The sequence below is a fragment of the Fulvivirga kasyanovii genome (genome assembly GCF_009711405.1).
Lineage (GTDB): Bacteria > Bacteroidota > Bacteroidia > Cytophagales > Cyclobacteriaceae > Fulvivirga > Fulvivirga kasyanovii.
The window spans coordinates 1-1658 of record NZ_SMLW01000183.1 but is presented as its reverse complement, the minus strand read 5'-3'; the positions used below and the strand labels follow the sequence as shown (position 1 = coordinate 1658).

Genomic DNA, 1658 nt, shown 5'->3' with positions numbered 1-1658 from the left:
GTTTGCGAATCAATATTGCCCTTTAGTATCTGATAAAAAGATGTTTCAATGTCACTGTTTTTGTTTTTCTGAGTGTGACTTAAATCAAAAAGGTTATATATGGCTTTAGCAGTTTTGAAAAAATCTCCTTGTTTAATTTCCTCAATCCATCCTTTAGATTGTAACTCAATAAACAATTCGCATAGTTCTTTCTGATTACCTTTCCATACTATTTTTTTTAGGTCTTTCGAATTTGAAGAAGCAGTGTGGCTTTCCAATTGTGGATTTAACAGTGCCAGTCTATAGCTTATAAACCGGACATATATTTGTAAAATGAGATCACTAATTTCTTTGTTAAGAACAATTCCATAAAATGTATCGATTTGCTTTGTATCTGATCGGAGAAGACTTTCATAATGATTTAGGTGATTAATCAATATCTTTTCTTCGTCTTTGATTCCATTCAGATTATTTACCCTTCTGGTCGTCTCTAGTACAGAGTTATAATCGAATAAGAGGTTGTTTATTTTATCTGCTATAGCATTAGATATAGCTTCAGCAGGCATGTCATTTTTAAGTTTTTTATTGATGGTATTTTCAAGGCTATTTTCAATTAATTTCGGATGCTCTTTGGTCCAGGAATTAACCATTAAATCATAATGCGTTTTTGATAACTGGATTATGCTGCTTGCACTTCGGACATAATATGGTAGGCAGTAATTCTGGCGTTTAAATAACTTAGGCAAATCAGCCCCAGAAGGGATAGTGGCCATTGTAGTTAGCTCAATGCCGTTTGAGCTTTCATATCTATTTATCGCTATATCTATTTTTTCCATAATATCATCGGCAAAATCTATATCTATTATCATGGTATACTTTTTTATTACAAAGTACTGTGTTCTATTTAATTATGTCAATTACACAATACTTACGTAAGTAGTTGCTAATATTAGAAGTGATAAATTATGTTAATATTTGATTATATAAAATCTCTTACATTGTGCTCTTCATCATTAATGATCTATCTGTAAGATAATCTTTGTACACCTATCGAGTAGATACTTATGAATGTAATTATAAACCCTTCTATAAGACACTTAAACGACATAGAAAAGTGGATTTCTCAGTTTAAGCATCATTGGGATCTTATAATTCAAGCCCTTAAAAATAAGAGGCTAATAGTTATTGCCCAAGGAGAAGAAACTACCGGCTTTTTAACCTACAGGGTAAATGGAAATATTGTTAATATTGATTTTCTGGAAGTAAAGATGAGTATGCATAAGAGAGGTGTGGGTAAAAAATTGGTTGAATCAAGCCTAGAGCATTTTAAGAAGCTAGGAATTAGAATTGCAGAGATTCTCTGCCGCCCTCAATCCTCTGAAATTTTCTGGAAGAAAGTAGGTTTTACTATATTGCCGGCTTCAACCAATTTTGATCCAGATGAATTAAAGCTATACCGTGTATTAGGTAAAATATTGCCTGTCTCTGGCAATACCATTGCTGATAGAGAGATGCTAACATTGGAATTATGGAATGAGGAGCCACATCTTGCAAAACAATACCCTAGTTGGCGATGGCAATTGATATGTAAGACTGGTTCAGGTTCCCTAGTTGAGCCTATAGTAGCTCCATGTCATGGCGATTGGAAAATTCGGTTGATACAGGGTGGTGAAACAATT

2 protein-coding genes are annotated in these 1658 nt (G+C 33.3%); one reads left to right on the top strand and one right to left on the bottom strand.

Features of this window, described 5'->3' with window-relative positions:
- A partial coding sequence (locus tag E1163_RS00665; RefSeq protein WP_155168598.1) for a hypothetical protein occupies window positions 1-848 on the bottom strand: 848 nt, incomplete at its 3' end.
- 195 nt (window positions 849-1043) lie between these two features.
- Between E1163_RS00665 and E1163_RS00660 the strand changes: the two genes are divergently transcribed.
- Window positions 1044-1658: GNAT family N-acetyltransferase (locus E1163_RS00660; RefSeq protein ID WP_155168597.1), on the top strand; the 615-nt coding region annotated here is incomplete at its 3' end.